Source organism: Tessaracoccus palaemonis (genome assembly GCF_019316905.1).
GTDB classification, from domain to species: Bacteria; Actinomycetota; Actinomycetes; order Propionibacteriales; family Propionibacteriaceae; genus Arachnia; species Arachnia palaemonis.
Genome location: NZ_CP079216.1, coordinates 280053 through 304365, shown reverse-complemented (window position 1 = coordinate 304365; position 24313 = coordinate 280053). Strand labels below are relative to the sequence as shown.

At 68.8% G+C, this 24313-nt stretch carries 19 protein-coding genes; 9 read left to right on the top strand and 10 right to left on the bottom strand.

The window, feature by feature from the left end; genetic code table 11:
• Positions 1-9: 9 nt before the first annotated feature.
• From KDB89_RS01260 to KDB89_RS01240, 5 genes are all read left to right on the top strand, one after another.
• Entirely contained in the window at positions 10-3294 is a 3285-nt protein-coding gene (locus KDB89_RS01260) for a glycosyltransferase (protein WP_219082771.1), read from the top strand.
• A 73-nt stretch (positions 3295-3367) separates the two neighbouring features.
• Positions 3368-4762, top strand: coding sequence for a polysaccharide pyruvyl transferase family protein (locus tag KDB89_RS01255; RefSeq protein WP_219082770.1), 1395 nt, complete (start codon positions 3368-3370; stop codon positions 4760-4762).
• A gap of 39 nt (positions 4763-4801) precedes the next feature.
• On the top strand, positions 4802-5767 hold the full coding sequence (locus tag KDB89_RS01250) for an NAD(P)H-quinone oxidoreductase (RefSeq protein WP_219082768.1): 966 nt from the start codon (positions 4802-4804) through the stop codon (positions 5765-5767).
• Between the two features lie 39 nt (positions 5768-5806).
• On the top strand, positions 5807-7150 hold the full coding sequence (locus tag KDB89_RS01245; RefSeq protein ID WP_219082767.1) for a Gfo/Idh/MocA family oxidoreductase: 1344 nt from the start codon (positions 5807-5809) through the stop codon (positions 7148-7150).
• A 120-nt stretch (positions 7151-7270) separates the two neighbouring features.
• Entirely contained in the window at positions 7271-8779 is a 1509-nt protein-coding gene (locus KDB89_RS01240) for a polysaccharide pyruvyl transferase family protein (RefSeq protein WP_219082764.1), read from the top strand.
• A 65-nt stretch (positions 8780-8844) separates the two neighbouring features.
• On the opposite strand, the gene KDB89_RS14540 is transcribed toward KDB89_RS01240, so the two are convergent.
• From KDB89_RS14540 to KDB89_RS01200, 8 genes are all read right to left on the bottom strand, one after another.
• Entirely contained in the window at positions 8845-10245 is a 1401-nt protein-coding gene (locus KDB89_RS14540) for a L,D-transpeptidase (protein WP_255556093.1), read from the bottom strand.
• Positions 10246-10356: 111 nt separating this feature from the next.
• A complete protein-coding gene (locus KDB89_RS01230) occupies positions 10357-11769 on the bottom strand; it encodes a sugar nucleotide-binding protein (protein WP_219082762.1) in 1413 nt (470 codons plus the stop codon).
• Positions 11766-12764: a dTDP-glucose 4,6-dehydratase gene (rfbB, locus tag KDB89_RS01225; RefSeq protein ID WP_219082760.1), complete on the bottom strand. Its 999-nt coding sequence runs from the start codon at positions 12762-12764 to the stop codon at positions 11766-11768. The genes KDB89_RS01230 and rfbB overlap by 4 nt, the downstream gene beginning before the upstream one ends.
• Positions 12761-13636, bottom strand: coding sequence for a glucose-1-phosphate thymidylyltransferase RfbA (gene rfbA / locus KDB89_RS01220; RefSeq protein ID WP_219082758.1), 876 nt, complete (start codon positions 13634-13636; stop codon positions 12761-12763). Before rfbA ends, rfbB begins: the two co-directional genes overlap by 4 nt.
• A gap of 56 nt (positions 13637-13692) precedes the next feature.
• Entirely contained in the window at positions 13693-14580 is an 888-nt protein-coding gene (locus tag KDB89_RS01215; RefSeq protein WP_219082756.1) for a glycosyltransferase family 2 protein, read from the bottom strand.
• Entirely contained in the window at positions 14577-15404 is an 828-nt protein-coding gene (locus KDB89_RS01210) for a CDP-alcohol phosphatidyltransferase family protein (protein ID WP_219082754.1), read from the bottom strand. Before KDB89_RS01210 ends, KDB89_RS01215 begins: the two co-directional genes overlap by 4 nt.
• Positions 15401-16156, bottom strand: a complete 756-nt coding sequence (locus tag KDB89_RS01205) for an ABC transporter ATP-binding protein (RefSeq protein ID WP_219082752.1) — start codon at positions 16154-16156, stop codon at positions 15401-15403. The genes KDB89_RS01210 and KDB89_RS01205 overlap by 4 nt, the downstream gene beginning before the upstream one ends.
• Complete coding sequence (locus tag KDB89_RS01200; RefSeq protein WP_219082750.1) at positions 16143-16988, bottom strand: ABC transporter permease; 846 nt, start codon at positions 16986-16988, stop codon at positions 16143-16145. Before KDB89_RS01200 ends, KDB89_RS01205 begins: the two co-directional genes overlap by 14 nt.
• A 141-nt stretch (positions 16989-17129) precedes the next feature.
• On the opposite strand from KDB89_RS01200, the gene argG reads away from it, so the two are divergent.
• Positions 17130-18554: an argininosuccinate synthase gene (gene argG, locus KDB89_RS01195; RefSeq protein WP_439654861.1), complete on the top strand. Its 1425-nt coding sequence runs from the start codon at positions 17130-17132 to the stop codon at positions 18552-18554.
• Between the two features lie 327 nt (positions 18555-18881).
• Positions 18882-19433, top strand: a complete 552-nt coding sequence (locus KDB89_RS01190; RefSeq protein WP_219082746.1) for a WhiB family transcriptional regulator — start codon at positions 18882-18884, stop codon at positions 19431-19433.
• Positions 19434-19499: 66 nt separating this feature from the next.
• Here KDB89_RS01190 and KDB89_RS01185 read toward each other — a convergent pair whose 3' ends face one another.
• Entirely contained in the window at positions 19500-20288 is a 789-nt protein-coding gene (locus tag KDB89_RS01185) for an HAD family hydrolase (RefSeq protein WP_219084154.1), read from the bottom strand.
• Positions 20289-20466: 178 nt separating this feature from the next.
• On the opposite strand from KDB89_RS01185, the gene manA reads away from it, so the two are divergent.
• A complete protein-coding gene (manA, locus tag KDB89_RS01180) occupies positions 20467-21603 on the top strand; it encodes a mannose-6-phosphate isomerase, class I (protein WP_219082744.1) in 1137 nt (378 codons plus the stop codon).
• An 81-nt stretch (positions 21604-21684) separates the two neighbouring features.
• On the opposite strand, the gene serS is transcribed toward manA, so the two are convergent.
• The gene (serS, locus tag KDB89_RS01175; RefSeq protein WP_219082742.1) at positions 21685-22959 is read right to left on the bottom strand and encodes a serine--tRNA ligase; all 1275 of its coding nucleotides are present in this window, start codon (positions 22957-22959) and stop codon (positions 21685-21687) included.
• Between the two features lie 186 nt (positions 22960-23145).
• On the opposite strand from serS, the gene KDB89_RS01170 reads away from it, so the two are divergent.
• Positions 23146-24309 carry an MFS transporter gene (locus KDB89_RS01170; protein WP_219082740.1) on the top strand — a complete coding sequence of 388 codons (1164 nt, stop codon included), beginning with the start codon at positions 23146-23148 and terminating at the stop codon, positions 24307-24309.
• Positions 24310-24313 lie beyond the last annotated feature (4 nt).

Genomic DNA, 24313 nt, shown 5'->3' with positions numbered 1-24313 from the left:
GCTGAGCGGGTGAAGGTCTCCGTCATCGTCCCCACGTACCGCACCCCGCAGGAGTCGCTGGACCGGCTGGTGGCATCGCTGGATGCTCAGAGCCTCCCCCAGAGCGATTTCGAGGTCATCCTCGTCGACGACGGGTCGCCAGACGACACCGCCGACCGGCTCCACGCGATCGCCGATGGCCGCGAGAACTACCGCGTCATCCTCAACGCCAACTCCGGCTGGCCCTCCAAGCCCCGCAACACCGGCATGGATGCCGCGCTGGGCGAGTACATCGCGTTCAGCGACCATGACGACGAGTACTACCCCGACGCGCTCCGCGCGGCCTATGACTATGCGGTCGCCAACAGCTCGGACGTGGTGAACGGCAAGGAGGCCTACACGCACCAGCCCGACTGGGCCCTCAGCACGTACAAGGGCGACCTGGCGCAGGCGGCCGGGCGTACCGACACCCACTCGCTGCTGCCCTTGAACCCGCACAAGCTCTACCGCGCCGCGTTCCTGCGGGAACACGACATCCGGTTCGTCGAGGGCGCCCGCGTGCTGTGGGAGGACCAGTTCTTCAACCTGGCTGTGGCCAAGCACGCCGAGGTGATCTCCACGCTCGCCTCGACCCCCTTCTACCACTGGGTCATGACCAAGGGCGGCGGCTCCGACACGGCATTCGCCAAGTGGGCCGACGGATACTGGTACTGGTACCGCAGGCTGCTCGAGGCCACGGTCGAGGCGACGGCTGACACCCCGCAGGAGCGGGACCAGCTGATGCGCACCCAGTACGTCAACCGGGTGCTCGGCGCCTTCGACAAGTCGTTCGACAAGCGGTCCGACGAAGCCCGCCAGTTCATCTTCGACAACTGCCGCGCTCTGCAGCATGACTTCGACCTCACCCGTTTCGACCCCACCCTCGCGCCCTCGGCGCGGTCCCGCGCGTACCTCCTGCGCACCGGGACGCCTGCGCTGATGGCGCAGCTGTGCGCCGAGGATCAGCCCAGCACCTCGATCCCCGAAGCGACAGACATGCGCTGGCACGACGGGAAGCTGGAGATCTCCGGCACCGTCTCGTGGACCCGACCCGACGGCACGCCGACGGCCTATGTGCGGGAGGAGGGTCGCCTCGTCCTCCCACTGTCGGATGAGCTGAGGGCAGCCATCCCACTGGAGGCGCGGGACATGACCTCCCATGTGGAGAACGCCTCCGCCGGCCTGATCCTCCGCCATCGCGAGTCACGGGTGGCGTGGACCACGCCCACCGAAGCCACCCTGGAGATCATCGGGTCCGGCGACGGCACCGAGAGGGCCGTCGCGACCTTCGACGCAGCGATCGCCCCGCAGGAGGCAGCCATGGGCAACCCTCTTGCGCCGGGGTACTGGGACATCTTCCAGAGCTCCAGGCTTCAGCCTCGCTCCACCACCCTGACCGCGGCCCTCCCCGCCGCGATCCTCATCGACGACGGACGGCTGCAGCTCGTCTACTCGAACGACAGCGGCAACGCCACCATCTTCATCGACGGCGAACTCGAGGCCGTCAGGCGACTGGCCCCCGTCGCCGCCAGCCTGGCGGGCGAGGGCGAGATCCAGATCGAGCTCGCAGGCACCCACGACGGCAGCGGCGAGATCCAGACCACCGTCGGTATCGCAGAAGGGCTGACCGGCAAGCCGCGTTACGTGGACCATCCCGCAATCCTGGTCGTGGCCGACGGTCGTGCCTTCCTGCGCTTCCCGGCGGCGGACGGCGACATGCGTGTCAGGGTCGGCGACAAGGCAGTCGGCAACGACGAGCCCTGGCTGCCGGTGTCGCTGCTCGACGGCAGGTTGTACGAGGACGGGCTGCCTGTCCAGCCCGAGCCCCCGCTCCAGCCGGTAGCTGTCGCACCCGTCGCAGAGCACAGCCCCCGCACCCCCAGCAACAAGATCCGCGTGCTGCTGCTGACCAACCGCGACTCGGACAACGTCGGCGATCAGCTCATCGAGGCATCCGCCATCTCGCTGATCCAAGGGGTGATGAAGAACCTCGGCATCCCCAGAAACGGCTACTCGATCAACAGCCGGGCCGCCGCGATCATCCCCAAGAAGTACATGAACACCGGCGACCCCGCGGAGCTGACCGACGCCCGTAAGACGATCTCCGAGACCGACGTCATCGTCTTCGGCGGCGCCCCGCTGTTCAACTACTCCTACCAGCGCTTCTACCGCCGCACGATCGAGACCATCCTCCTCGCAGAGGAGTACGGCGTACCGATCCTGTTCTCCAGCATCGGTGTCGAGCCCTTCAACCCGTCAAGCCCGAAGTCGCTCGCGCTCAAGGAGGCGCTCGCGCTCCCCGCGGTCCGGCAGATCACCACCCGCGACGACATCAGCTCACTCGAGAAGTACGTCGCGGGGACCGACACGGCCATCGCGCACGTGTCCGATCCGGCCGTCTTCGCCGACGTGGTCTTCCGCCCTGCCCCGCCCCAGCCGAAGTCCGCGGCCACCGCCACGCCGCTGACCCGCAAGGCCGCCCTGAAGGTCCTCGTCCCGACACGGGTCAAGAAGCTCGTCCGGCGGCTGCGCCCCGCGCCGGCCACGCCTGCCCAGAAGGCCGCCGCCCCCTCGCCAGCCCCGGCGAAGCAGCGCCAGAAGCGGATCGGCCTCGTCGTCACGCGCGCCGGGATCTTCAAGGACAACGGGATCAACTTCTCGCCCGCTGACCAGCGGAAGTTCTGGCTGGATGTCATCGAGCAGCTCACGAAGCGCGGCTACGACTACCGCCTCTTCACCACGGGCCACTTCGCGGACGAGGCTCTCCTCGACCTGATGGTCCGCTCGGACAAGGTGCCTGTCTCCAAGACGGCCCTGACGGTCAACTCCCCCGAGGAACTCCATGCCCAGCTCAGCGCGTGCGACGGCGTGATCGCCTACCGCCTCCACGCGTCGATCGCGTCGTTCGCCTACGGCATCCCGTCCATCGGGCTGTCCTGGAACTTCAAGGTGCCCTACTTCTACGAGTCGGTGGGGCACGGCGACCGGGCCCTCGGCCCCGAGCGCTGGACCGCCGATGAGGTCGTCCCCGCACTGGAGAAGGCGATGGCCGAGGGCGTGCACAAGGACGAGGCCTTCCTGCTGAGCGTCTACGAGACCCTCTTCGCCGGCTTCAGGTCGATCGTCGCCCCCGACAGCGAGGCCGTCGCCTACTCCTACGACCAGCTGCGCACCGAGCTGCCCCGCTACGCGGGCACCAGCGACGCGGCCTACAAGGAGAAGGTGCGACGCAAGCTGCGCCGGACCTACGACGCCTACCGACGCGCCGCCTACTGACAGGCCTACGGGCGGGGAGCCGCGTCCCCGCCTGTAGGATGACGCGGTGAGTTCTGAACAGAGTGCCGCGCCCATGACCGCTGCAAGCCTGAAGCAGTACGTGCCCGGCGACCCCATCCGCATCCTGCTGCTGACGAACAGGGACTCGGACAACGTCGGCGATCAGCTGATCGAGGCGTCGGCCATCTCGCTCATCGAAGGCGTCATGAAGAACCTCGGTATCTCCCCCGAGGCGTTCATGATCGAGAGCCGGGCCGCCGGGATCATCTCCAAGGCCTACCTCCGTAGCGGCGACGAGAAGCTGCTGGAGTCGGCCAGGAAGTCGATCTCCGCCGCCGACGTCGTCATCTTCGGTGGGGCTCCGCTGTTCAACTACTCCTACCAGAACTTCTACAAGCGCACGATCCGCACGATCGAGCTCGCGCAGGAGTACGGCGTCCCCGTGCTGTTCTCCAGCATCGGCGTCGAGCCGTACAGCGCAACCAACGCCAAGTCACAGCTGCTGAAGGCCGCCCTGGCGCTGCCCGTCGTCCGCCAGATCACCACCCGCGACGACATCGATTCGGTGCGGAAGTACGTGGAGGGGACCGACGTATCCGTCGCGCATGTCTCCGACCCCGCGGTCTTCGCCGACGCGGTCTTCTCGAATGTCCCCGACTCGAAGATCCCGGCTCCGGCGGACGGCGCCAAGCGGATCGGGCTCGTCGTCACGCGGGCCACCATCTTCAAGGACAACGGGATCAAGTTCTCCGAGAGCGACCAGCGCCGCTTCTGGCTCGACGTGATCGCAACCCTCAAGGCGCGGGGGTACGACTACCGCCTGTTCACGACGGGTCACTTCTCCGACGAGGTCTTCCTGGATGCGCTGGTCAAGGAGAAGCGGATCCCGCTGAGCAAGGTGTCCGTCACGGTGAACTCGCCGGAGGAACTCCACTCGCAGCTGAGCGCCTGCGACGGCGTGATCGCCTACCGTCTGCACGCCTCCATCGCCGCCTTCGCGTACAGCATCCCGGCCATCGGCCTGTCGTGGAACTTCAAGGTCCCCTACTTCTACGAGTCCGTCGGCCACGGCGACCGGGCCCTGCCCGTCGAGCGCTGGAAGGCCTCCGAGGTGGTCCCCGCACTCGAGAAGGCGATGGCCGAGGGCGTGCACAAGGACGAGGCCTTCCTCATGACGGTGTACGAGACCCTCTTCTCCGGCCTCCGGGAGATCTTCGCCCCCTCCAGCGAGGCCACCTCCTACACCTACGACGAGCTCCGGGAGGAGCTGCCGCGCTACGCGGGCACCACCGTCGCCGAGTACAAGGGGAAGGTCCGGCGCAAGCTCCGGCGGACCTACGAGAACTACCAGCGGCAGGCCCTCGCAGCCCGCAAGACGGCGCGCGAGTTCGAGCAGGCCCCGCCCGCGGTGCAGAAGTCGATCCGCGGCGCTGGGCGCTTCTTCCGACGGCTCGCCAACAAGAAGTAGTCACCGTCCTCCCTGGGACTCTCCGACTAGGCTGGCCCCATGCGAGCTGTGATCGTGGAGACCCCCGGAGACGTCGACGCTCTGACCATCGGCGAGGTGGAGACGCCCCGCCCCGGGCCGGGTGAGGTCCTGGTGCGGACGGTCGCGTCGGGCGTGAACCGCGCCGACGTGCTGCAGCGGCAGGGTCACTACCCGCCGCCGAAGGGTGTCACCGACATCATCGGTCTCGAGGCCTCCGGCGTCGTGGAGGAGGTCGGGGCCGCCGTCACCCGCTGGAAGAAGGGCGACGAGGTCGTCGCGCTCCTGGCCGGCGGCGGCTACGCCGAGTTCTTCATCGCACCCGAGGGTCAGCTGGTCCCGCCCCCGCCGGGCGTCGACCTCGTGTCCGCCGCCGGGGTCCTGGAGGTCGCCGCCACGGTCGTGTCCAACCTCGAGGTCGGACGGCTCTCCGCCGGCGAAGTGTTCCTCGTGCACGGTGGGGCCGGAGGCATCGGCACGTTCGCGACTCAGTACGCCAGGGCACTCGGCGCCACGGCGGTCTCGACCGCAGGCAGCCTGGACAAGGTCCGCCACAGCCTCGAGCACGGAGCATCATTCTCGTTCGACTACCACGGCGACTGGGTCGCCGAACTCAAGGAGGCCACCGGCGGCGCCGATGTCATCCTCGACATCATCGGCGCGAAGTACCTCGAGCTGAACGTGAAGGCGCTGAAGCCTGGCGGCCGGCTGGTCATCATCGGCATGCAGGGCGGCGTGAAGGGCACGCTGAACATCGGGCTGCTGCTGAGCAAGCAGGCCATGGTGACGGCCACCTCGCTGCGCTTCAAGCCCCTCGGCGCCAAGGCTGCGATCTGCCGACGCGTCGAGCAGGAGGTGTGGCCGATGCTCGGCGACGGGCGCATCCGTCTCTCCCCCGAGACCCGCATCCCGTTCGATGACGTGCGCAGGGCGCACGAGCAGTTGGTCGGCGGCGACAACGTGGGCAAGATCGTCCTGGTGCACTGAGCGCCCCGACCGCACACCGAGAAAGGCAGGCAGCCCCCAGTGACGAGGGTCATCACCTACGGAACGTTCGACCTCTTCCACGAGGGCCACCGTCGACTCCTCGAACGGGCACGGGAACTGGGGGACCACCTCATCGTCGGCGTCACCTCCGACGCCTACGACGACTCCCGAGGCAAGCTGAACGTCGCGCAGTCCCTGGTGGAGCGCATCCGCAATGTCACGGCCTCCGGGCTCGCCGACGAGGTCATCGTCGAGGAGTACGAGGGCCAGAAGATCCACGACATCCAGCGCTACGCGGTCGACGTCTTCGCGATCGGCTCCGACTGGGTCGGCAAGTTCGACTATCTGCGTGACTACTGCGACGTGGTGTACCTCGATCGCACCAAGGGCATCTCCAGCACGAAGCTGCGCGAGGTCAACGGGGGCGGGGTCATCCGGCTGGGCGTCCTCGGCTCAGGCCGGATCGCGTCGCGCTTCGTCCGGGAGTCGAAGTTCGTCTCCGGCGTCAACGTCGAGGCCGTGTGGAGCCGCCGCCACGCCCGCGCGATCGAGTTCGCCGAGGATTTCGAACTGCAGTGGGCCAACGAGAACCTCGAGGACCTGCTGGAGCACGTCGAGGCGGTCTACATCGCGACCCCGCACGGAACGCACGTCGACCTGGCCCGCAAGGCCCTGGCTGCGGGGGTGCACGTCCTGTGCGAGAAGCCCATCGCGCTCAACCGCGCCGACCTGGAGGAGGTCTACGCGCTCGCCGACGAGAAGGACCTGATCCTGCTCGAGGCCCTCAAGACGGCCTTCTCCCCCGGCTTCCAGCGCATGGTGGCCATCGCACGCGGCGGCACCATCGGGGCGATCCGCTCGGTCGACGCAACCTTCACCAAGCTCGTGAAGGGCGGCCGGGAGCTGAAGGGCCCCGACGGCGGCGCCATCTCCGAGCTGGCCTCCTACCCGCTGCTCGCCATCACCAAGCTGCTCGGCGACTCGCCGTCGGCCGTCACCACCCGCGTCTTCCAGCCCGAGGACAGCGCCGTCGACCAGTTCGCCCGCATCGACGTCGACTATCCCGACGCCATCGCGACGGCGAAGGTCGGCCTCGGCGTCAAGGCCGAGGGAGAGCTGGTCGTCGCAGGTACCCGCGGCTACCTCTACGTCCCGGCGCCGTGGTGGCTGACGGAGTACTTCGAGACGCGATTCGAGGATCCGCGGGACAACCGGAAGTACTACTACAAGTTCGACGGCGACGGCCTGCGCTACGAGCTGGCCGAGTTCGTCTCCATGATCCGCGACGGGTCGCGGGAGTCGTTCAAGCTGCGGCGGGCCGACTGCCTGGCCATCGCCTCGCTGATCGAGCGGGCACGGTCGGAACAGGTCCGTTTCGGTTGACCTCGGGACGCCGCAGGCCCGATCAGGCCATCACGTCCCAGCGCCGGTAGCATTGCTTCTCGGTTCCTTGGCGGCCAGAGTGCGGCCTGACCTCAACCCCGGTCCCCAGAAGGAGACATGATGGCTGGCCAGCCCCCCACGACGTCTGTACCGCGTAAACGCGCTCTGCTCGTCGGAGCGTATGAGCGTGACAACTTCGGCGATGAACTCTTCCTCCTCGTGACGGAGCACTACCTGGCCGAGGCGGGCTACGATTCCGTCGCCGCCGCGCCCTTCGCCGCCGACATGACCGAACTGCTCGACCGCTCGGTCGAGCGCTTCGTGGACTGCCTGGAGAGGGAGCGCTTCGACCTGGTGTGGAGCGTCGGCGGGGAAGCGGGCGCCATCACCACCGAGGGCGCGATGCGCTGGTCGGTCGCCCCGGAACTCTTCGCCGAGTACAAGGCGGCCGACGGGGCCAGGAAGACGGAGATCCGTCGTCAGGTGATGGGCGGCACTCACGTGGAGACGCCCTACATGCCGCGGCTGTCGGCCTTCCCGCTCAACGTCCTGACCCCCACTGTCATCAACTCGATCGGTATCTCGGGAATCGCGAAGGCCTCCACCGACCGTCGGGCCCAGGTGCTCCGCGTGCTGCGTGAGGCGACCGCCGTGTCCGTGCGGGATCCGCGCGCGAGCGAGACCCTGGACGGCGGCGGCATCGAGCACACCCTGGCGCCCGACCTCGTCCACACCATCCGCCACATGCACCCCAGGCCCGCCGACGAGGAGGGCAGCGGCTACGTCCTCGTACAGGTCAACCAGGCCCAGATCAAGTCGATCGGTCTCACCCGCTACGCCGACGCCATCGCCGCCTCCGAGGCCCTGAAGCCCTTCCCCCTGCGCATGATCTACGCAGGCCTCGCCGCCGGTCACGACTCCCCCGAGGAGTACAGCCAGATCCGCGACCGCATCCTCGAACAGGATCCGGGACGCGACATCGAGATCCTGGACATCTCCCGACGCCCGTGGGACATCGTGGACGAGATCCGACGCGCGACCCTCTGGTTCGGCGCATCGCTGCACGGCCGCATCGTGGCCTGCGCGTACGACGTTCCGCGCATCAGCCTTGCCCGCGGCAAGGTCGACGTCTACTCGGAGGCCTGGGACGACGGCATGCCGCTCAAGGTCAACATCGACGACCTCGACGCCGCCGTCCGGTCCGCCCTGAGCGACGAGACCATCGCGAAGGCGGCCGGCACCGGCGAGCGCCTGGCCATCCTGGCCGAGGAGAACATCCGCCGCTCCATCGCGCTCGCCGACGCCGCCACCCCGACCGAGCTCGCGGCGAGGAGGGCCACCGCCCAGGAGGCGGACCTCGCCATCGTGCAGCGCGAGCGCACCGCCGCCGTCCGGCAGCGTGACGCCGCCCTCAAGGACGTGGAGACGACTGCCGGGGAACGCGACGCGGCCAGGAAGGGCCGTGCCGCCGCCCTGAAGAAGAGAGACGCGGCCGTCAAGGAGCGCGACACCGCCAAGCGGTCCCTCTCCCGGGCACAGCGTCCGCTGTGGAGGAAGGCCGCCTCCCGGGTCGCCTCCACGCGACCGGGACGCTACCTCGTGAAGCAGATCCGCGGCCGGAAGAACTGACCCGGGCCACAGACGACAACTGCCCCGGAGCGATGCTCCGGGGCAGTTCTTCGTTCAGCCGATCGTCAGTTGTAGACGACGACCTTGTCGCCGAGCCTCACCTTGTCAAACAGGGCCTTGATGGCCGCGTAGTCGCGGATGTTCACGCAGCCATGCGAGGCACCGGCGTAGCCGCGGGCCGCGAAGTCGGCCGAGTAGTGGACGGCCTGGCCGCCGGAGAAGAACATCGCGAAGGGCATCGACGACCCGTAGATCGACGAGACGTGGTCACGCGACTTGCGGAACACCGTGAAGGAGCCGTTGCGGGTCGGCGAGGAGGAGGCGCCGAAGCGGGCGTCGAGGGTCGTGACGATCTTGCCGTCGATCATCCACCGGAGCTTATGGTCATCCTTGGAGATGCACAGCACCCTCCCTGTGAGGCAGCGGCTGTCGATGCCCTTGAGCGTGCGGGTGATCTTCATGCTGGACGACCCGGTGCGCGACGAGCCCTGCGTGACCAGCACGCGCCACTTCACGGTGCCGGTGTGATCCTCCCGGTACGTCAGCGGCAGCGAGTACTTCGTGCCGTTGTACTTCGCGGAGACGGTCTTCTTCGCCTTCGTGACCCACTTACCGTGCGAGCGGACCTGGGCGGCGACAGTGACCTTGCCGGAATAGCCCTTCACGGTGCCGGTGGCGTAGGTGGAGGCGCCGAGCAGCTTGACGCGGTCCTTGTTGATGCTGGCGGACTTCTTGGGGACGCGGGTGACCTTGACCGAGTCGGAGCCGACGGTCGTCGGCGACTGGGTCGCGCGGACCCGGAACTTGTTGGTGGCCAGCGTGCCGGTCCTGTACTGCGCAGAGATGGAGTAGCTCGTCGATGAGGTGGTCGACTTCGAGAGCGTCTTCCAGGCCCCGTTGACCCGCACCTGCGACTCGATGGTCACCTTGCCCGGCAGGAATCCCTTCAGCTTGCCCGTCAGCTTCACCGTCGACCCGACGGCCCGGTAGCGGGTGGTCGAGGCGGTGACGCGGGGGGTCGCGACGCGCTTGATCGTGTGGGTGTCGGTCGTCGCAGTGGTGCCGGCCGCATCCGAGGCGGTGACCCGCCACTTCCAGGACCCCTTGGTGTGCGTGCCCGTCGACAGCAGCAGCTTGTAGGCGCCGCCCTCGGCGACCGTGACCGGGGTGCCGCTCTTCCAGGCGCCGTCGACGTAGACCTGCGCCTTGACCGTCACCTGGCCGGTGAAGCCGCTCACCCTGCCGGTGGCGTAGCTCTTCACGCCCACGTACTGGGCGGTCGGCATGCTGATGGTCACGTTCCCGACGGCCGCAGCGGGTGCAGCCGCCCCCAGCGTGGGCGTGGGTGCCGGGGTCGGGTCAGCGACCGCCAACGAGGCCGAGGTGGCCAACAGCGCACCGCTGATCAGTCCGACGGTCAGCCGCTTGGCCCATCGTCGCAGGCCTCCTGACGTCTGCGCCTCCATGTGTCCCCACCTTCACTCTCGAGGTCATGCCGGGGTCACGTTACCGTGAACGTCGCCCGTTTCCATATCGTCGAGCCCACGTTCAGGAACGCTGAAGGGTCCCCTGCGCCGTCAGTCTGCTAAGAGCCTATCGCGCAGCCGCACCAGCCAATCCGGGATGACAAGGCCGGTTGATTCGATCTTCGCCAGGTCGAACGTGCTGTTGACAGGCCGCGGGGCCACCAGCCGGTCGGCCGGCTGGCCGCTCAGGTACTGCTCGGTGGTCACCGGAGTGACGCGGTCGGCATCCTCCCCGACGAGCTCGAAGGTGGCGCGGGCCACGTCGCACCAGGTGCCGACGGGTCCGCTGTTGGAGAAGTTGTACGTGCCGAACTCGGCCTCCGCGCGCAGGAGGTGGAGGATGGCCGCCGCGAGGTCGTCGGCGAAGGTCAGGCGGCCGTGCTGGTCGTCGACGACCGTGGGGTCGACGCCGCCCTTGGCCAGCCTGGCCATCGTGGCGACGAAGTTGGCACCGTCCCCGACCACCCACGAGGTCCGCACCAGGTAGTGGCGGGGCACCATGCTGACGATCAGCTCGCCGGCGGCCTTCGAGGCGCCGTAGACGCTCATGGGCGCGAGCTGCTCGCCCTCGCCGTGGTCGGCGGTCGTCCCGTCGAAGACATAGTCGGTGGACACGCTCACGAAGGTGAGGTCGTGACGGAGGCAGGCCAGCGCCAGGTCCCGCTGGGCGGTGGCGTTGACTGCCCACGCGGCCCGGCGGCCCTCGGGCGTCTCGGCCGCGTCGACGGCCGTGAAGGCGGCCGCGTTGATGACGGTGGCGATGGTGCGCCAGTCGTAGCCCGCGACCACGGCCGGGTCGGTCATGTCGAACTCGTCCCGGTCGACGTAACGCACGCCGACCTCGCCCAGCTGTTCGCGGAGCGCCCGGCCCAGCTGGCCGTCGGCGCCGATCACGAGAGTCTCGCGAGCCCGGACGGGCGTCACCGCGTCGAGCATCGGGTGGCCGAGGTCCTTGTCGGAGACGACGGCCTCGGCGAGCGGAATCGGCCACGGGACGTCCGCCGTCGGATCTGCGACGTTGACGAGTGCGTAGCGAGCCTCGGGCGACCAGTGGTCGTTCACGAGGTACATGTAGTTGACGTTCTCCTCGAGCGTCTGGAAGCCGTTCGCGACACCGCGGGGGACGAAGACGGCGACGTCGGGGGCGAGCTCGAGGTGGAACGTGGTGCCGAACCCGTCTCCCTCACGCAGGTCGACCCAGGCCCCGAAGGCACGGCCGTTCGCGACGGAGACGTACTTGTCCCACGGTTCGGCGTGCAGACCGCGCGTGACGCCGACGGGGGCGTTGAAGGACACGTTCTGCTGCACCGGCCCGAAGTCGGGCAGGCCGAGGGCCACCATCTTCTCGCGCTGCCAGTGCTCCTTGAACCAGCCGCGTGCGTCGCCGTGCAGCTGGAGCCGGACGACGAGCAGGCCGTCGATAGGCGTGGTCTCGATGCTGAGCGGCTGCCCGAGCGTCGTCATCGGCCCACCTTGGCGTATTTGGCCTCGGTCTCGTCCTTCTGCGGGGCCCACCAGGCCTCGTTCGCGACATACCAGTCGATCGTGGCCTTGAGGCCGGCCTCGAAGTCCGTGTAGGCGGGCTCCCAGCCGAGCTCGGTGCGCAGCCGGGTCGCGTCGATCGCGTAGCGCAGGTCGTGGCCGGGGCGGTCGGAGACGTGGTCGTAGGAGTCCCGGGGCTGCCCCATCAGGACGAGGATGTCCTCGATGACGTCCTTGTTGTTGCGCTCGCCGTTGGCGCCGATGAGGTAGGTCTGCCCGATCTCGCCGCGCTCGAGGATGCGCAGCACGGCCGAGCTGTGGTCGTCGGTGTGGATCCAGTCGCGGACGTTCTCGCCGGTCCCGTAGAGCTTGGGCCGCACGCCGCGGATCACGTTGGTGATCTGGCGGGGGATGAACTTCTCGACGTGCTGGTAGGGGCCGTAGTTGTTCGAGCAGTTCGAGATGGTGGCCTGAACGCCGAAGGACCGGACCCAGGCGCGCACGAGCAGGTCGCTGCCGGCCTTGGTCGCCGAGTAGGGGCTCGACGGGTTGTACGGGGTGGTCTCGCTGAACTTCGCGGGATCGTCGAGCTCGAGGTCGCCGTAGACCTCGTCGGTCGAGATGTGGTGCAGCCGGACGCCGTGCTTCCGGACGGCCTCCAGGATCGTGTAGGTGCCGACGATGTTGGTGTCGAGGAAGGGACGCGGGTTGCTCAGCGAGTTGTCATTGTGCGACTCGGCGGCGAAGTGGACGACGGCGTCGACCCCTGCCACAAGCCGGTCGACCAGCTCGGCGTCCTCGATCGCGCCGTGCACGAACTCCATCCGGCCGGCGGGCACGTCGGCGAGCGACGCCTCGTTGCCGGCGTAGGTGAGCTTGTCGAGCACGACGACGGAGGCGTCGGTGTGCGCCATCAGATGGTGCACGAAGTTGGCGCCGATGAATCCGGCTCCGCCGGTGACCAGGATCTTGTTCACTTGTCTTTTCCTCTTGCGATGAGCTGGAGCAGGTAGTCGCCGTAGCCGGACTTGGTGAGCGGGGTCGCGATGGCGGTGAGTTCGTCGTCGGTCAGCCAGCCGTTGCGCCAGGCGACCTCCTCCGGGCAGCCGATCTTCATGCCCTGGCGGTGCTCGATGGTGCGGACGAAGTCGGAGGCGTCGAGCAGCGAGTCGAACGTGCCGGTGTCGAGCCAGGCGGTGCCGCGAGGCAGGATCTGCACGCCCAGCTTGCCGCGGCTCAGGTACTCGGCGTTGACGCTGGTGATCTCGTACTCGCCGCGCGCCGACGGCTCGAGGTCGCGGGCGATGGCGATCACGTCGTTGTCGTAGAAGTAGAGGCCCGGCACCGCGTAATTGCTCTTGGGCTCGGCCGGCTTCTCCTCGATCGAGACGGCGCGGTGGTCCGCGTCGAACTCGACGACGCCGTAAGCGGTGGGGTCGGCGACCCAGTACGCGAAGACGGCGCCGCCGTCGATCTCGCCGAACCGGCGCAGCTGCGACCCGAGGCCGGGCCCGTAGAACAGGTTGTCGCCGAGCACGAGCGCGACCGAGTCGTCGCCGACGAAGTCCGCGCCGATCACGAACGCCTGGGCCAGCCCGTTGGGGACCTCCTGCACGGCGTAGCTGATCTCGATGCCGTACTGCGACCCGTCGCCGAGCAGCCGCTGGAAACCCGCCTGGTCGTGCGGAGTCGTGATGACGAGCACCTCGCGGATCCCCGCCAGCATCAGCGTGGTCAGCGGGTAGTAGATCATCGGCTTGTCGTAGACGGGCATGAGCTGCTTCGACACGCCGAGTGTCAGCGGGTGCAGGCGCGTGCCCGAGCCGCCCGCGAGGATGATTCCCTTCATCGGTTGGGTCCCTCTCCTGATCTGATCCTGGTCAGCATCGTTGCTTCATTGCCTGTCTACACGACCGGGGGACGCCCGTGGCGGGTCATCTCCCAGATCGTCGACCACCGCAGCTTGCGGGGCCGCGGTCCGTCTCCCCACGGCGACGACCGCCAGCCGTCGATCCAGCCCGACCACCAGGTCCGCAGGGCATGCAGGTCGCGCTCCCGCACCAGCTGCACGATCGTCCAGGTGCCGACGTAGGCCCACGAGAAGGGCCAGTGCAGGCAGCGGCGGGCGAGCCAGACGCGGTTGCGGGCATTCATGAAGTAGTACTCGTCGTGCCGGGTCGGGTGCACGACGGGGTGGGCGGCGCGCAGGTCGCCGTGGTACTCGGTGCGCATCCCCTGGTCCCAGACGCGCCAGGCGAGCTCGATGCCCTCGTGCGCGTAGAAGAAGGTGCCGGGCCAGCCGCCGGTGGCGTCGAAGACGTCGCGCCGGAGCACGACGGCGGCCTCCATGACCGAGAAGGCGGGGCCGGAGTCGGTCGCCTCCCCCTTGCGCATCCGCGGAACCCAGCGGCCCGGCTCGTCGCCGGGGTTCTCCGGGTCCACCATGCGGGGCTGGATCATGCCGAGCTTCGGGTTGGCCTGGAAGCGTCGTGCGCACTCGGCGAGGTGCCCCTCATCGAGCAGGGCGCAGTCGTCGTCGAGGAAGAAGAGGAACTCGCCGGTGACGTCCGGCACGCCGGCGTTGCGCCCGGCGGGGATGCCGAGGTTGGAGTGGAGGTGGTGCCCCTTCACGCCCTCGGGGAGCCCGACGGGGTCCCAGCCGTTGCCGACGACGACGATGTCGGTGGTGACCCCGGTCTGCATCAGCACGGAGTCGATGGCCCGCACCAGGCCCTCGGGTCGCCGGCCCATCGTGAGCATGACGACACCGAACGTCGGCAGCCCGGCGATCATGCGCGCAGCCTCGGGGACTTCCAGATCGCCACGAAGTGCCCGACGACGACGACCCAGATCAGGACGGTCAGGGCGACGACGTAGGCGCGCCAGACGACCGACGGGTCGGCGAAGAACAGCGCGACGACGCCGACGACCAGCGACACCAGGGTCAGCTCGATGGAGTGGAAGATGCGGTGGAACGGCACGAACCGGGCGACGCGGCGCAGCATGGCCATCGCCCCGGAGCCGGTGATCTGGCGCACGGCATGGGTGTCGGGCAGCTTCTCCAGGCCGGAGTTGGTCCGGGCGAGGACCACCATGGCGTTAAGGGCCTTGTTGAACCAGATGCCGCCCATCAGGATGGCGCCGAGGAACGCGAACTGCCAGTCGGTCACCGTCGCTGCGTCCCCCGCGGCGAGGAGGCCGGCGGCCTTGATGCCGAGGAACAGGCCGATGGAGCCCTCGGCGGTGTAGTGCCCGATCTGGTCGAGGAAGATCCCCTTCGGGCTCATCGTCTGCCGCCAGCGGGCGACCTCACCGTCGGAGCAGTCGAGGAACATCTGGAACTGCGCGAGCAGCGCCGCCAGCAGCGGGCCCCAGATGCCGGGCAGCAGCAGGGCGGGGCCGGCCAGGAAGCCGGCGACGATCATGAGGAAGGTGACGCCGTTGGCGCTGATGGGCGTGCGGACCAGCAGCCAGGTGAGGTGCACCGACAGGCGACGCATGTACAGCGTGCCGGTCCAGTGCTCCGCGATGGCGCGGCTCATCACGGCGTCGGGCTGCACGACGCGGCGCAGCTCCTCCAGGGTCGGAGACGCGGGGCGGGGCAGGTCGTCGGTCACTTCCTGGTCGCCTCGTACGCCTCGATGACCTCGTCGGTCGGGCCGTCCATCATGAGCGTGCCCTTGTTGAGCCAGATGGTCCGCTGACAGGTGTCGCGGATCGACCCCATGGAGTGCGAGACGAGGAAGATCGTGCCCGCGGTCTCCGCGATCTCCCGGATCCGGGCCTCCGAGCGCTTCCGGAACCGGCGGTCGCCGACGGCCAGGGCCTCGTCGATGATGAGGATGTCGTGCTGGCGGGCCGCAGCGATGGAGAACTTCAGCCGCGCCTGCATGCCGGAGGAGTACGTGCGCATGGGCAGGTCGATGGACTCGCCCAACTCGGCGAACTCGACGATGCCCGGCTCGAGTTCCTTCACCTCGGACCGGGTGTAACCCAGCGCGAGGCCGCCCAGCACGATGTTGCGGGTACCGGACAGGTTGGGCAGCAGCGCGGCGCCGACGCCCAGCAGGTTGGGGCGCGAGCGGGCGTACACCGCGCCGGCGGCCGGGGGCGTGAGGCCGGTGAGGGCGCGCATCAGCGTCGACTTTCCGGAGCCGTTCGAGCCGATGACGCCGATGGACTCGTTCTCGTAGGCGACGAAGGAGACGCCCTTGAGCGCGTGCACCTCGCGGATGCCGCGGGTCTTGGCCAGCAGTCCGCTGCGATCCTTGGCGGCCCGGCCGGTTGCGTACACGCGGTACTTCACGTGCAGGTCGTCGACCACGACGACGGGGGCACCGCGGTCCGGCAGCTTGTCAATCGCGACCATAACGCTCCTCGGCGCTCCAGAAGAACAGCACTCCCACCACGAGGGTCGCCACGGAGATGCCGGCGAGCATCGGCCAGTAGTGCAGGGGGTAGCTGCCGCTCTCCACGAGGATGCTCCGCGAGATCTGGAGCACCTGGTAGATCGGGTGGTAGTCGTACAGCGCCAGGATCGCATGGTGATGCTCGAGGATCGTCTTGACGTTGAACAGCACACCGGAGGTGTAGAAGATGATGCGGCTGACGAACGGCAGCAGCTGCGTCAGGTCCGCGACGTGCACCGTCAGGCGGGCGGTGATGAACGCGATGCCGGTGTTGAACAGCGTGTACAGCGCGAGCAGCGGGATCATCAGCAGCCACTCCCAGCGGGGGTAGTGGCCGAAGATCGCCAGGATGGGCACCAACACCACGAGCGTGATACACAGGCTGAGGAAGCGCTGGACGACCGTCGCGAGAGGCAGGGTCATGCGCGGGAAGTTCAGCGACTGCACGAGGTTGCGGTTGCCGGAGATCGACTTCGACCCGTCGTTGAAGCAGCCAGTGAAGAACTCGAAGATGAAGACGCCGACCACGACGTAGGCCGCGTACCCCTCAGGCCGGCTGTTGCCCTGCAGCAGGCCGAAGATCAGGCCGTAGATCAGGGCGTTCAGCAGCGGCCGCAGGACGATCCAGACGACTCCGAGGCGGTTTCCCTCGACCTCGGAGCGCATCCGGAAGCGGGCCATGGTGGCGATGAACTCGCGACGCTGCCACACCTCGCCGAGATAGCGGAAAAGCGGTGGTCGGGCACCGACCCTGGGCAGCCCAGCTTCCTGGGCGATCTGCGCCAAAGACACGTGTCGGGGCCCCTTCTCCTCGGCCAAGTGGTCATATCCGCGTGCAGTCTACCCCGGAGCCCCCGTGGCAACCGCCTTCGCCCCTGGCCGGTCGGCGATGCGCCCGTCGGCACGGCGCACGGATCAACTAGAGTGACGCGCGTGTCCAAAGTCTTGACTTCACTTCCGGTCGGCGAGCGCGTCGGCATCGCATTCTCGGGTGGTCTGGACACCTCGGTGGCAGTCGCGTGGATGCGCGAGGCCGGCGCGGTGCCCTGCACCTACACCGCAGACATCGGCCAGTACGACGAGCCCGACATCGCGTCGGTGCCCGGCCGCGCCCTGCAGTACGGCGCCGAGCTGTCCCGCCTGGTCGACTGCCGCCCGCAGCTCGTCGAGGAGGGCCTCTCCGCCCTGGCGTGCGGCGCCTTCCACATCCGGTCGGCGGGCCGCGCCTACTTCAACACCACGCCGATCGGCCGCGCCGTCACCGGCACGATGCTGGTGCGCGCCATGGCCGAGGACGACGTCTTCATCTGGGGCGACGGGTCCACCTACAAGGGCAACGACATCGAGCGGTTCTACCGCTACGGCCTGATGGCGAACCCGCAGCTGCGCATCTACAAGCCATGGCTCGACGAGGACTTCGTCACGCAGCTCGGCGGCCGCGACGAGATGAGCCAGTGGCTCACCGAGCGCGACCTCCCCTACCGCGACTCCAAGGAGAAGGCGTACTCGACCGACGCGAACATCTGGGGCGCGACACACGAGGCCAAAACCCTCGAGGAGCTCAGCGTCTCCCTCGAGACCGTCGAGCCGATCATGGGCGTCAAGTACTGGGACCCGTCGGTCAGCATCGAGACCGAGGACGTCACCATCGCGTTCGAGCTCGGCCGCCCGGTGGCCATCAACGGCAAGCGCTTCGACGACGCCGTCGCCCTGGTCATGGAGGCCAACGGCATCGGTGGGCGCCACGGCCTCGGCATGAGCGACCAGATCGAGAACCGCATCATCGAGGCCAAGTCCCGCGGCATCTACGAGGCGCCCGGCATGGCCCTGCTGTGGATCGCCTACGAGCGCCTGCTGTCGGCCATCCACAACGAGGACACGCTCGCGAACTACCGCTCCGAAGGCCTGCGCCTCGGCCGTCTGCTCTACGAAGGCCGCTGGCTCGACCCGCAGTCCCTGATGCTGCGCGAGTCCCTGCAGCGCTGGGTCGCCTCCGCCGTCACCGGCGACGTCACGCTGCGCCTGCGTCGCGGCGACGACTACACCATCCTCGACACCCGCGGCCCCAACCTCTCCTACCAGCCGGAGAAGCTGTCCATGGAGCGCGTCGAGGACTCCGCGTTCGGCCCCGTCGACCGCATCGGCCAGCTGACGATGCGCAACCTCGACATCGCCGACTCCCGCGAGAAGCTCGAGCTGTACGCGGCCCAGGGCACCCTCGGCGGTGCCCAGGCCGAGCTGTTCGGCACGATCGACAAGGGGCAGTCCAAGGCGATCGCCGAGACCATCGCCGCATCGGCCACCGAGGACATGGACGCGGCCGGACTGCGCTCCGCCTTCGACGCCGGCACCGACTGATCACAGAACCGGAAATGGGGGCGTCCGCGAAAGCGGTCGCCCTCATTTCGGCGTCCGGACCCCGCACCCCGGCAGCTGACACCGCCATGAGTACAATAAACGCGGCGCGCACCTCACAGCTCGCATAACGCCTAGTCAGCTCGTCTACTACGAATAGGCTTGAGCTTAGATACCTGGCTTCCGCTGAGCTTTCCTACTCATGCGCATAGGTAGCCGGTACCGAGAAAGAACTGGTAGGTGCCCCCACCGTTCCCACTGCCCATTCCGTTATCGATTTGAGACGCTTTACGTGCAGCCACTTCGGCGAACGAATGGGAGCAGACGATCATGACAACGACGGACACGGCCACCCCCTGCGTCACCTACTCGGACATCTACCTCCACCCCCTCCTCGACGAGAGCGCCAGCCCGTCAACCAGGGGTGACCGTCGGGAGCAGGCGATGCTCCGCTCCCAGGCCGAGAAGCTCTGTTCCGGATGCCCGCTGCTTGCCCAGTGCCTCACCGATGCGGTCAGCAAGTACGACGTCTCCGGTTTCGTGGCGGGCACCACCAAGCGACAGCGCCAGGAGATCCGGGCACGGCTCGGCGTCAACGTCACGCCGGACGACCTGGACACGTTCGCCGGCGTCAACTCGGGTCGTCAGTTCGACCGCTACGAGATCCACCGCATGCGGATGGCCAATCCCGACCAGCCCCTGAGCGTCATCGCGTCGAAGGTCGGCTGCTCGGTGTCCACCGTCAAGCGGCACCTGCGACGCATCGAGGAAGAGAACGGCGTGGTTCGCCCCCGGACCCGCGTCACCCCCGCCCCGGCGGAGATCATGGCCGTCGCAGCCGAGGTCAAGGCAGGAGTCGCCCGCAAGGTCGAGGCCGCCTGACCACAGAAACCTGATGCCACCCGGGCAGGTCCCCCCGCCTCCTGGGTGGCATCAGCACGTCCGGCCTCAGCAGGCCTCGGCGCGAGCGTCCTCCAGGAACCAGCGATCGAGCTCCTCGACGGTGCCGAGGTCGTGGAACGTTCCGGTGACGTGGTCGGCGGCAGCCTTGACCTCGTCCGCGGCGTCGCCGATCGCGACGCCACGTCCGGCCCACTCGAGCATCTCGATGTCGTTGCGGCCGTCGCCGAGGGCGAGCACGTCGACCCTGTCGATGCCGAGCGCCTCGCAGACGACGGCGAGGCCGTGCGCCTTGTCCACCCCGCGCGGGGCGATGTCCAGCCAGGCGGACCAGCCGACGAAGTAGGCAACCTCCTGCAGGCCCAGCCGCGCGACGAGTTCCGCGAAGACCTCCTCGGACGACTCCGGCTGGCGGATGACGACGCGCGCCACGTGGCGGGAGGCCAGCTCCTCGATCGTCTCGATGTGGACGACACCGGTCAGCTCCCCGTCGGGGAAGTGGCGGTTGACGCGCCAGTCCGCGCCGTCCTGCACCGCGATCCGTGCGTCGGGCGCGAGCTCGGCGACCTGGCGGACGACATCGGAGGGGTCGAACCTTGTCTCGTGGATGATGCGGAACGGCGGGTCGGTGACGACCACGGCGCCGTTGGAGACCACCGACCAGCCCGCGGGCAGGCCCAGCTGGTCGCGGACCTCCTTCGCACCGAGCCACGAGCGCCCGGTCGACATCACGACAGGCACTCCGGCCTCGACGACGCGCTGCACGGCCTCGTGGATCTCGCGCGGCAGGTGTCCGAACCCGTCGACGAGCGTGCCGTCGATGTCCAGCGCGACCAGCTTCGGTGTGAACGTCATGTGACCTCCTGACAAGTTACTTCCGCCAGCTTGCCATGAGCAGATGAACGACGGGTGACCGAACCGCGAGCGTTCGGGGAGTCGCTGCGGCGGCGGCAAGTGGCTGGGCAGTGCTCGTCCGCCGCTAGGCTGTGCCGAACGAACGGCGTTCAGGAGATCCGTGCTCATCCACCGCATCACGAACTCCCCGAGGGACTACGCGTGGGGGGTACCCGGAGGCATTTCGGCCGCCCTCGGCTGGCCCGCCACGGCCGCCGTCGAGGCCGAGCTGTGGTTCGGGGCACATCCCGCGTCGCCGAGCCTCTTCGCCGAGCCGACGCTGTGGCCCGACCTGCTCGGGTGGGAGGAGGCCAGCGGTGGCCAGCTGCCCTACCTGCTGAAGATCCTTGCCGCCGCCGAGCCGCTCTCGCTCCAGGCCCACCCCGCCAGCGCGCAGGCCGCCGCCGGGTTCGCCCGGGAGAACGCGCACGGCATCCCGCTGGACGCGCCGCACCGCAACTACAAGGACCCGTTCTCCAAGCCGGAGCTGATCGTCGCGCTTGCCGACGGGTTCGAGGCGCTGTGCGGTTTCCGCCCGGTGGGCGAGTCGCTCGCTCTCGTCGACCTGCTGTTCGCCCGCTGCGACCCCGACGCGGCCGGCCCGCTGGCGCGGCTGCACGAGCTCCTGGCCGCACCGGACGGCCTCTTCCACGCGGTCGCCTGGCTGCTGGCGCACGGGGCGGACGTCGATGTCCTCGTTGAGGAGGTGTCCCGCCAGGCCATCGCGTCTGACGACCTGGAGGTCGCCGGCAGGCTGGCCGCCCGCTACCCCGGCGACCCGGGCATCGCGGTGGCGCTGCTGCTGAACCACGTGACGCTGGCCGCCGGCGAGTGCCTGTGGCTGCCGGCCGGCAACGTGCATGCGTACCTGCGCGGCATCGGCGTCGAGCTGATGGGCCCGAGCGACAACGTGCTGCGCGGCGGGCTGACGCCCAAGCACGTGGACCGCGCCGAGCTGCTGCAGGTCCTCGACTTCACCGGGGCGACCGCCCCGCTGCTCGCGCCGGAGATCCTCGACGGGAAGGCCGTCGCCTACCGGCCCGAGACCGCCGGCTTCCAGCTCGTGCTGGCGCACGGGGACGCGGCGGTGGAGACCGGATCGGCGTCGATCGTCGTCGTGCTGGACGGCGAGTTCGTCGTCGCCTCGGGTGATCGGGAGATCACGCTGCCCCACGGGCAGGCGGCGCTCATCACGGAGCCTGGCCGCGTCGAACTGCGGGGCAGCGGCCGGCTCGCCTTAGCCGCTGGACGCAGCTAAACACCTTGTCACAGCGGGTTTCGAGCTACTGTAAAGCTACTGTAAACGCTGCTTTAGAGTAGCTTTACAGTAGCTCCAACATCAGGCTCCGGGGGTGAGGACCTCACGTCCGCCCAGGTAGGGGCGCAGGGCCTCGGGGACGCGCACGGAACCGTCGGCCTGCTGGTGGTTCTCCAGCAGCATGATGATGATGCGGGTCATGGCGCAGAGCGTGCCGTTCAGCGTCGCGACCGGGCGGACACCGTCGGAGAAGCGGCCGCGGATGCTGAGCCTCCGGGCCTGGAACTCGGTGCAGTTCGAGGTCGAGGTGACCTCGCGGTAGCGCTGCTGGGTGGGCAGCCAGGCGTAGCAGTCGAACTTGCGCGCGGCGCTGAGGCCGAGGTCGCCCGAGGCGACGTCGAGGACCTGGAACGGCACCTCGAGGGCCTGCAGGAACTCCTTCTCGTAGCCGAGCAGGCGCTGGTGCCAGTCCTCGGCGTCGGCCGGATCGCAGTGGACGAACATCTCGACCTTGTCGAACCAGTGCACGCGGAAGATGCCGCGGGTGTCCTTGCCGTAGGAGCCGGCCTCGCGACGGAAGCACGGCGAGTAGGCGACGTACTGGCGCGGCAGGGTGGCCTCGTCGAGGATCTCGCCGGAGTGGTAGGCGGCGAGCGCGACCTCGGAGGTGCCGACGAGGTAGAGGTCGTCGGCCTCGAGGCGGTACACGTCCTGCGCGGCCTGGCCGAGGAAGCCGGTGCCGTCCATGGCCTCGGGCTTCACGAGCGCGGGCGGGATCATGGGGGTGAAGCCCCACTCGGTGGCCTTGTTCATGGCGAGGTTGAGCAGCGCGATCTCGAGCTGGGCGCCGATGCCGGTCAGGACGTAGAAGCGGGACCCGGAGATCTTGGTGCCGCGCTCCATGTCGATGGCGCCGAGGCGCTCGCCGATCTCGAGGTGATCCTTGGGCTCGAAGCCCTCGGCCGCGAAGTCTCGCGGGGTGCCGTGCGTCTCGATGATGACGCCCTCGTCCTCGCCGCCCTCGGGGACGCCGTCGATCACGAGGTTGCCGACCTGCTTCATCAACTCGTCGAAGCGCGACTCGGCAGCGGCGGCGTCGGCCTGGCTGGCCTTCACATCGGTGGCCAGCTGCTTGGTGCGGGCCAGAAGCACGGCCTTCTCGTCGCCCTTAGCCTGGGCGACGAGCTTGCCGAGCGACTTCTGCTCGGCGCGCAGCGTCTCGGCGGCGAGGATGGAGGAGCGGCGGGTCTCATCGGCTGCGACCAGGTCGTCGACGAGCTCGACCGAGGCGCCACGGAGGGCCTGGGAGCGTCGGACGCGGTCGGGATCGACGCGGAGCCACTTGGGATCAATCATGGCCCCTACTCTAGCGACGCCCGCCCCGTCGGCCGCGATGAGCACGACACACTGCTCATCGCACTAAAGCGCCCGTGTGACCGTTGACAGCGACGATGACAAGTGTGTCGTGCTCATCGCGCCTCGGGCGGCCGAGGGCGGAGGGCGTAGGGTGGGCCGGTGCGAAGTGCGTCGACAAGGGTTCCGGTGGAGATCTGGATCCTGGTCGCAGCCGCGTTCCTGATCGCCCTGGGCTACGGGCTGGTCGCGCCGATCCTGCCGCAGTTCGCGCAGTCCTTCGACGTCGGCGTCATGGCGGCGTCCGCCATCGTCTCGATCTTCGCGTTCGTCCGGCTGGTGTTCGCGCCGGCCGGTGGGTCGCTGATCTCCCGCTTCGGCGAGCGTCGCATCTACCTGCTCGGCCTCACCATCGTCGCACTCAGCAGCGCGCTGTGCGGGTTCGCCGACACCTACTGGATGCTGCTGCTGTTCCGCGGCATCGGGGGCATCGGGTCGGTGATGTTCACCGTCTCGTCGATGGGCCTGCTGGTCCGGCTCTCACCGCCCGCGCAGCGTGGCCGGACCTCGTCGCTCTACGGCACCGCGTTCCTGCTCGGCAACATCCTGGGCCCGACGCTCGGCTCCCTCCTCTCCGGCATCGGCATGCGGCTCCCCTTCTTCATCTACGCCGTCGCCATCGCCGCCGCGGTGCTGGTGGTGCTGGTGATGCTGCGCGGCGGCCCGGGCGGCCGCCCCACGGGCGACGACCCGCAGGAGCGGATGCGGCTGGCCGAGGCCATCGGGCTGCCCGCGTACCGGGCGCTGCTGGTGACGGCCTTCGCCAACGGCTGGACGAACTTCGGCGTGCGCGTCGCGCTGCTTCCGCTGCTCGCGGCGGCCGCCCCGGAGATCGGTTCCGCCGCCGCGGGCATCGCGCTGACGCTGTTCGCGCTCGGCAACGCGGTCACGCAGCAGGCGACGGGGCGGCTGGTCGACCGTCGCGGTCGCCGGCCGTTCATCATGCTCGGGCTGCTGTTCGCGGCGCTCGTCACCGCGCCCATCGGCTGGTTCGACACCCTTCCGTTCTTCCTCGTCCTGTCCCTGGCCGGAGGCGCCTCCGCCGCGTTCATCGCGCCGGCATCGCAGGCGCTGCTCGCCGACCTGATCGGGTCGAACCGCAACGGCGGGCAGGCGCTGTCGACGTACTCGATGGCCACGGACCTCGGTTCCATCGCCGGGACGCTGCTGGCCGGCGCGATCGCCGACGCGGTCGGCTTCGGCTGGGCCTTCGGCGTCAGCGGGATCGTGCTGGCCGCGGCCGTCGTCCCCTGGCTGTTCGTCCGCCCGCGGCCCCAGCCACTGCCAGAATAGGCAG